This is a genomic window from Caproicibacter fermentans (genome assembly GCF_009746625.1).
Taxonomy (GTDB): domain Bacteria; phylum Bacillota; class Clostridia; order Oscillospirales; family Acutalibacteraceae; genus Caproicibacter; species Caproicibacter fermentans.
Genome location: NZ_VWXL01000063.1, coordinates 1 through 7,693, shown reverse-complemented (window position 1 = coordinate 7,693; position 7,693 = coordinate 1). Strand labels below are relative to the sequence as shown.

The following is a 7,693-nucleotide window of genomic DNA, read 5'->3' as shown; positions in this document are numbered from 1 at the left end:
ACCTTTTTCCCTTCCTGTGCCAGCCCGATGCCGAGATTGGCGCAGGTTGTGGTCTTACCGACGCCGCCCTTTTGGTTGGCAACGGCAATTACATTGGTCATGTGATTTTTCACCTCCCGCTGAAATAGAAAAAGGACGTTCCTTTTCACGGAACGCCCTTAAAATATAATGAAGTTATTCAATTTTTAGCGGTAAATACTGCTTCTTAACTGCCCGTAAACCCTTGATATTGCTGGCTTTTTGAATAAATGCTATAAGAACACTCGTAGGTAAGACACGCTCATGCTTATGGATTTATAGGCCCAAGGATATGTCATTAGTAATTTTAATATTGCTATGCCAGAAGTTAAATGCATCTAGTTCCTGTGTAACCTCATCGTATACATTAGCCTTGCGTTGGGGGTCTCTGATAGTGATTATTAGACAAACATCTTGGCTTGGAATCCTGCGTTCTAACTCTGCCAACTGTTCAGTGTGCTCTCTAAACAATCCCTGTAAAAACAGAAACCATTGTTTATCTGGGGTTGTAAAGTGTTGCCTATTCACTTCTGATAATTCAGATAAATCAACAGCGTATTTCTTTACTGGATAATATTTATCTGCGTACTGTATTAGCAACCGCTCTCTTAAAGCAAAGTCGCTCTGGCTATCTCTCATCAATCTTTTACTATATAAATTTTCTCTAAATAGATTCTGCGCTCCTGCGCGGCCAACAGGATTGAGAATATTACGTTTACTAATATCTCGTTGCTTTTTGGCATCATAAGAACCAAACTTTATATCAACATTTGACTGACAGTATTCTACTCCTTGCGTCGGGTCAAGGATGGGGTCATAAACCAGCGTTGCAATAATCTGGCCTGTATAATACCCGTTCCTTATCAAGGATTTTGGCATGGGGAAGTCCATAATATCAATTTTTTCGCCTTTTGAAAGCGTATCACGCAGGATAAGAGTAGCTTCATAGGGGGCATTATATAGAATTTGAGATACATTCTTTGGTACACCGAAGCCTAATTGTTTTGTCCTTTCAGTTACAGGAATTCGGAGATTCTCCGAGTACGACGCTGAGTGGACAATCAAACCTTTAAGTAGTAGCGGATCAAATTCCTCATCTAGCTCCTGATATAATCCGGTAGCTAACGAGGCTATGCGTGGGGTTGAGAAACTTGTTCCAACACTACTAGCCAAATCCCCATTTGCCGAAAAGGACTTAACCCCTGTTGTAACAAGCTCTCCGTTCTGATTGACGCCAGCGTTTCCACCATAGTGAGATACCTCGGGTTTTATGATAAACTCTGGGCCGGGACCTATTCTTGAAAAAGGTGAAGGATTATCAATATCTGCGAAGTCATCAGGCCCTTTTGCATGTGCCACAGAACCCACGACCAGAGACCTTACAGAATCAGCACCTTCGTGAATTCTTCCTTTAGGCCTTCCAGAAATAAAGTTCCTACAATTACCGGCAGATTTGCATATTAGGATATTGTATTTATCTTGAAGATCGTCCAATGCGATTGCCAAATCTGAAAATTTGGTATCGCAAACCGGGCGAGTAACGCTGATAGACAGATTCCATACTTTTACTTTCTCGTGGTTTGCATCAATTGCCTCGCGAATATTTGCAATTAGGTCATCTTCGTCAAGACCCTCTTTTGCTTCATCTGGAAATATAGTTGCATCAAATAGCTTTATTCCTTTGTGCCCAACCCATTCTTGATTTTCACAGGCATCTCCGTACAATGCTATTCCTGCGACAAATGTGCCATGGGTAGGATTTATTGCAGACTCAGGATATACTGTCCATCGTTTTCCGGCTATCCATGGAGCAAGGTGTGGAACCGGTGCTATACCATTGTCGAGTATTCCCAATGTCTCATAACGATGCCCGTCAACAGGTCTCGTTACTTCAATAGTAGTTTCTTCTTGGACAGAATCCAACGATACAATGTATTTCGGCATAGGTTCAATAGAAAACAACATTTCATATGCATCATCGCCACGGAGCTCATCAAGCATAGTTTGGGGATTCAGTTCTACTTTGTATATAGAGAACTGACTTGCATAACTCGTTTTTTTAAACGACATTTTTCGTGAGGTCAATGCTCGCTCAAATAATCGTTGCATAGATATATTGGTTTCATAGTCCTGAAAGTCAATAAGTTTAATTTTGTACGTTGTTTCATTATCCTGCTTCTGTATGACAGGCTGAAACTCCCAAAAGGTTTCAAGGCACGAAAGTGCATAGCTGTTACGATTATAATCTTGCAACCTACTTGATATCTCGTTCATTTGTGAAACAGAATCAAGTTTTACAATTAGCTCATCCGAGTCTGCCAGTCCAATCACATTACTTCTATCATCTGTTTGGAATAATGACGAGATATCTTTTCGACGAGATTTTGCAGTCGAGTCATCGCACATTTTGGCCACAAACACAAAAGGAACTGCAGATTTGCGCTCTGAACGTTCGGTGACAATTTCTGAAAACTGATTAAACGCTGAAAACAACTCAGTAGAGCGTTGCACGAGTTCGTCCCCAGCAAGTACCCATTTAGGATCTTCGGAATTTCCAGATCCTTCAACCCTTAACTCATCCACTTCTCGCGGAGCAAAAAAATTGATGGGAAGTTTTTCATTTTCCATGGCTTACGGCTCCTTTCTAACAATACTTCTTGAAATTTCTTGTATTTTGCGAAGCGGTATTTCTAGGCTTTCATTGATCTCTTTATGAGTGGCACCATATTTCATCAAAAACTTTATAAAATCGTCTTCATTTTCAATGGCGTGATTTTTGTGAAAGTAAATTTCTTTTAGCACATCACAACTTGTTAAACAGTTTCTGCCCGAAAGTATCACACCACGCATCGCGTTAAACACTATCGTCTTAATATCTGAATGGCTAAGCCCGATCAAAGCATCTTCAATAAAATCTAGCTTTTTTGAAATTGACAAAAAACTTGTTTCCTTGCCATCGAGAAGGACATAAAGTAACTGATTTATTTCTTCCTTCTGCGGTTTTTCTAATGTTATTATTGTAGTAAATCGTCTCCAGATTGCCGGATCAAGCAGTTCGTGGTGATTGGTTGCAGCAATTAAAATACTGTCATCGCTAAAAGCATCTATGTTTTGAATCAAACTGTTTACAACTCTCTTTAGTTCACCAAGCTCATTTTTATCGTCTCTCAACTTCGCAATAACATCAAACTCATCCAAAAACAAAATGCACTCTCTTTTTGAAGCATAATCAAAAATTTTACGTATGTTTTTGGCTGTACTGCCAAGCAATGAAGATACCAAACCATCCAATCTTGCAGTAACAAGGGGAAGTCCGGTAATACTAGATATAAATTGAGCTACCGTGGTTTTTCCACATCCTGGAGGGCCATAAAGCAGTAAAGAGTTTGAAGCACCAATTCCGGATTTAAGCAAATCATCCCTACGATTGTAGCTCTCAATAAAATTATATATTGCTTCTTGGGAGTATTTGCTCAAAATTACTTGACTAGGGTCAATCTGAGGCGATGTGACCTCGATAATGTCCATCCGGCTTTCTGTATCGACTGGTTTTGTCGCAAAGCTATCCAATGAAGTAAGAGTTCCCTTCTTTTTGCTTAGTGTTGACCTAATCCTCTTCGCCAGCGAACCCTCTCCTTGGCTTTCGAGATTATCTGCTAAGACGGTAGCATAGTTAATTACCTTCTCCTTGTCATTGACTAGGCCGCCTTCAATAATTTTAACAATTTCTGTATACAACGGTGGCTCACCTCACTTATCTGTTATTAGTATACGCGATTTTGTTTGTGAAGTCAACCTATTATGTTATTATACTTAGAATATTTGTTATCAAATTAAGATGTATCGTTGTTGAAGATCGAAATTCCGTTACTGCAATCAGGGCGTTGACTGCCTTTTAAACGCTTCAAGTTTCTGATTGTCATGAGTCTATGCCCGTTGTACCCTGACGCCAACCTCCAAAGTGAAAGATTAGGGTAACTTATAAAGCAATACACCAGAAAAGAAGCTATAGAAAATTAATTTACAACCAGAGTGTGATAAAAAGCTTGTCATCGATGTGATGATGCACTTGATTGAACAGGTATTGGTCATCCACAGTCCTGAAAAGAGTAAAATATAACCTTTGAAAACGGAAAGGGCGTTTCCTGTTCAAGAAACGCCCTAGAAAATCACATGATTTAGGGCGCTCCATTTCACGGAACGCCCTTAAAATATGATGAAGTTATTCGATTTTTAGAGGTAAATACTACTTATTAACTGCCCATAAGCCCTTGATATTACTGACTTTTTTGAATAAATGCCGTAAGAACACTCGCACCAAACGCACATAACCCGAACATTCACTTTATCGGTGAAGCGTTCGGGTTTGTGTTTTTATTAAGCTAAAACGAGACGAGGGATAGCCTTTACGGTTATCCCTCGTTCGTTGTTTCGCGAACAAAATTTAGCTTTGCTTTTTTTGCTCCCTGCTTCTTGGCTTTCGCCATCTGGAACTCTGCCTGATTGCGCTTACATTACGCTCAAGCTGTGTGTTTTCCATAATTTACTTAAAATAAATTGCTTTATTCACTATTGCGATATATACTTTATACAAGAAACAATTCTGTGAAGGACATCTTTAATGGATTATAGAACAGTGTTAGGAGCGGTTGAAAAATCGGACATTACTCCCTGACTGGTAGAACAATAAACGAGTAAGAGGCGGTTAAGATGAATCAACTCTCTTTTGATGATTTTAAACGGGAACAATCCTTATTGTTGTTGCCAAGCCGAACTGCATATATAGATGAGTGCGGCAACTTTGGTTTTGATTTCAATAATGGTGGATCAAAATACTATATCCTATGTGCAGTCGTTGCAAAGAACTCGGATATTGATGAACTCCATACTGCCGTGTCTGTTGTGAAGCAGAATAATGGCTTCGGCCAAACTGAAATGAAATCGAGTGCAATTGGCAATAACTATAGAAGAAGGAGTAAAATAATTGCAGAGTTATTGCCAATCGTGTTTAGAGTGATTCTGTTTGTAGCAGATAAACAGGCATTTATCAGTGAAAGTCCGCTTACTTCCTATCGACAATCGTTCATTAAATTCCTTCACCAACGCTTATATAATGTGCTTTACAATGCATATCCAAAATTACGAATAGTTGAAGACCAGATAGGAACGTCTGAGTTTCAGGAATCTTTTAAAAAATATGTCCGAGAGCATCGGCCAGAAAATCTGTTCAATGAATATGATTTTGATTATACTGACAGTAAGGACTCGCTGTTAGTGCAGTTGGCTGATATTGTAGGGGGTACAATAAGCAAAGTATATATCGATGACCATGCACCTAATTATCTTGAAATGCTAAAGGGTAAAATCATTTGTATTGAAAACTTTCCTAATAAAACCATGCCCTATTTCGCTTCAGCTATTTCTGAGAACACGCAGTATGACAAAAGTATTTTTGAGATTGCCGTTCAATGCGTCAATTCATTTATTGCTAAATATGAACATGACGAATCATTGGAAAAGAAGCTACAGATCGCGCTATTAAGATACCTGCTATTTCAAGTCTATAATGTAGATGCAAATAATTATATTTCATCGCATCAGCTATTGTCAATCCTAGAAGAATATGCTAATAAGAGAATCCGTCCAAACTATTTGTATCGAAGGATTATAGCGCCCTTGCGAGATGCGGGGGTTATTCTTGCCAGCTGTACACATGGATATAAGATACCAATATCAGTTGAGGATATTATAACGTATCTTAATCAGACTCATACCGTTGTATCTCCGATGCTACATAGAATTGAGATATGTAGAAACTTAATTAGGCAGAAAACTGACAATGCGTTTGATGTACTCGATAACCCTGCTTTTTTGAAATATAAAAACTTCTTTGATTAGTACTTATACTTTATTTCAATTCAGCGAAATTCAAATGTTACAGGTATGCGGAATAATGAGATGCTTCACGAAGGTAATTCTTAGCAATAATGGGAAGGTCGGCCAATGGTGGGTCATAGCTTGAGGTGGGTAATCATTAATATGTGTGTACGATTGGAAAACTAGACCATGAGGAGACAAAATGAATAGTGCCAATATGACGATCTTTAAAGACCCTGAAATATATAAATCAATTGCCAAAGGTTTACTTGGAAATATTCCAATAGTCGGTAGTGTAGTGGATGAACTATGGAGTTATTTTGACACTCGCCTGATGGAACGACGAATAAAGGTACTGGAGGAAACAATCTATCTGCAACATGTTGATATTGCTGATTTTCAAAATAAACTATTAGGACTTGCCACTGATGAACATAAATTTTATACCGTTCGTAATAATTTAAAATATATGCTCCTTTCGGCTTTACCAGAAACTGTTGATGTTCTTAACAAGTCACTCATTGATTTAGTTATGGAAGATAATTATGATATGTCTGAACACGCTTGTGAAATTATTCGCCAATTAAATTCGGATGACATTTATTTTTTGAAGCTACTTATCGCGTTTCGAAAAGAAGGGAAAAGAGATTACCAGTTGAAGGTGACGCAAGAAGCGCAGCAGACGCTAAAAAACCAGCCAGACTCTTTGGGAAAAGCAGAAAACACAAGTGTTGGTTATAAAAGAAGATTTTGGGTTGATAGAAATGTTCAATTCTCGCAAAACACTATGTTTTGGATTGACATTGCACAATTCTCTGGACTATCGAAAAACGTCACAGATCCTGGGATATTGCTTAATTCTTATTGTTCTGATAAAGATGGAAACACTGTTGATGATTGGGCATATATGATTCGATCTATAACTAAATTACAAAGTTTGGGTGTATTGGTTTGTGAAATTAAAGTAACTATAGGAACATCTTCTTTATCAAATATAGATAGACTTCACCTTACTTTTTTCGGACAAAAAATCGTATCTTATCTAGAAGATTCTAATAGTGAAATTTAATCGTTTAATTAAGAATATCGGTAAACCAATGAAGATCTGACAGTAACCGCTCAACTGTAGCGACGGCAGCGAAAATGACAGACACTGTGTTGATTGTAATTTCTGCTGTTCTTAGATTGAGCAAATGACACAAACGCACATAGCTCGAGTATTCACTTTATCGGTGAATGGTTCGGTTTTGTGTTTTCATAGAGCTAAAGCGAAACGAGGGGATACCTTTTATGGTTATCCCTCGTTCGCTGTTCTACAGACACATTAAATATGCTTGTGCACTATTCCTGCCTTCTGCTGCTCCTGCCACGCCTTAAATTCCGCTTGCCCCTGGTTGCTTTCAAAAAATTCCCGAATGGCGGGATAGAGTGTTTCGGCAAGGGCTTCCAACTCATGTTTAGGAATGGCTGTTCCCTGCCTTTTGGCTTTTGCCATTGGGAACACCCCCTATTAGTTTGGATTTTTGACAATCGAAAGGCAAATCGCCGGTATCTTCGATTTCTGTCCAACCCTCTAACGCCTTTTGGCGCGGCGAGAAATATTCCTTTGTGGTCATTTCGTCATACTGATTTTCGTCAGTAAAATGCACAACTTTGTGAATACGGCGTATATGTCAACGCCGGAACTTTTTTGACCCAAAACGCCGGTCGGAAATGACCCATATCGCCGGTTACATGAGCGCCAGTCACAGTACCGCCGGAATGTCCACCGGCGGTACTGTCTGAACGCCAGCTTTGA

General features: G+C 38.9%; 6 protein-coding genes. 2 read left to right on the top strand and 4 right to left on the bottom strand.

Features of this window, described 5'->3' with window-relative positions:
* The 3 genes from CAFE_RS11810 to CAFE_RS11800 all read right to left on the bottom strand — a co-directional run.
* The coding region (locus CAFE_RS11810; protein ID WP_156990765.1) for a ParA family protein at positions 1-101 on the bottom strand (101 nt) is incomplete at its 3' end.
* Positions 102-294: 193 nt separating this feature from the next.
* Positions 295-2,646 (bottom strand): S8 family peptidase, encoded by a 2,352-nt coding sequence (locus CAFE_RS11805; RefSeq protein WP_156990764.1) that lies wholly within the window; start codon positions 2,644-2,646, stop codon positions 295-297.
* A 3-nt stretch (positions 2,647-2,649) separates the two neighbouring features.
* Complete coding sequence (locus CAFE_RS11800; protein WP_156990763.1) at positions 2,650-3,756, bottom strand: AAA family ATPase; 1,107 nt, start codon at positions 3,754-3,756, stop codon at positions 2,650-2,652.
* A gap of 972 nt (positions 3,757-4,728) precedes the next feature.
* Between CAFE_RS11800 and CAFE_RS11795 the strand changes: the two genes are divergently transcribed.
* Together CAFE_RS11795 and CAFE_RS11790 are read left to right on the top strand one after the other, a co-directional pair.
* Positions 4,729-5,916: a DUF3800 domain-containing protein gene (locus CAFE_RS11795; protein ID WP_156990762.1), complete on the top strand. Its 1,188-nt coding sequence runs from the start codon at positions 4,729-4,731 to the stop codon at positions 5,914-5,916.
* A gap of 181 nt (positions 5,917-6,097) precedes the next feature.
* Positions 6,098-6,964: a hypothetical protein gene (locus CAFE_RS11790; protein ID WP_156990761.1), complete on the top strand. Its 867-nt coding sequence runs from the start codon at positions 6,098-6,100 to the stop codon at positions 6,962-6,964.
* Positions 6,965-7,219: 255 nt separating this feature from the next.
* Here CAFE_RS11790 and CAFE_RS19690 read toward each other — a convergent pair whose 3' ends face one another.
* Entirely contained in the window at positions 7,220-7,390 is a 171-nt protein-coding gene (locus tag CAFE_RS19690; RefSeq protein WP_166525128.1) for a hypothetical protein, read from the bottom strand.
* Positions 7,391-7,693 lie beyond the last annotated feature (303 nt).

Bases quoted from the DNA above. Each gene is read 5' to 3' on its own strand.
- CAFE_RS11790 (WP_156990761.1), top strand. From the start codon at position 6,098: ATGAATAGTGCCAATATGACGATCTTTAAAGACCCTGAAATATATAAA.
- CAFE_RS11805 (WP_156990764.1), bottom strand. From the start codon at position 2,646: ATGGAAAATGAAAAACTTCCCATCAATTTTTTTGCTCCGCGAGAAGTG.
- CAFE_RS19690 (WP_166525128.1), bottom strand. From the start codon at position 7,390: ATGGCAAAAGCCAAAAGGCAGGGAACAGCCATTCCTAAACATGAGTTG.
- CAFE_RS11795 (WP_156990762.1), top strand. From the start codon at position 4,729: ATGAATCAACTCTCTTTTGATGATTTTAAACGGGAACAATCCTTATTG.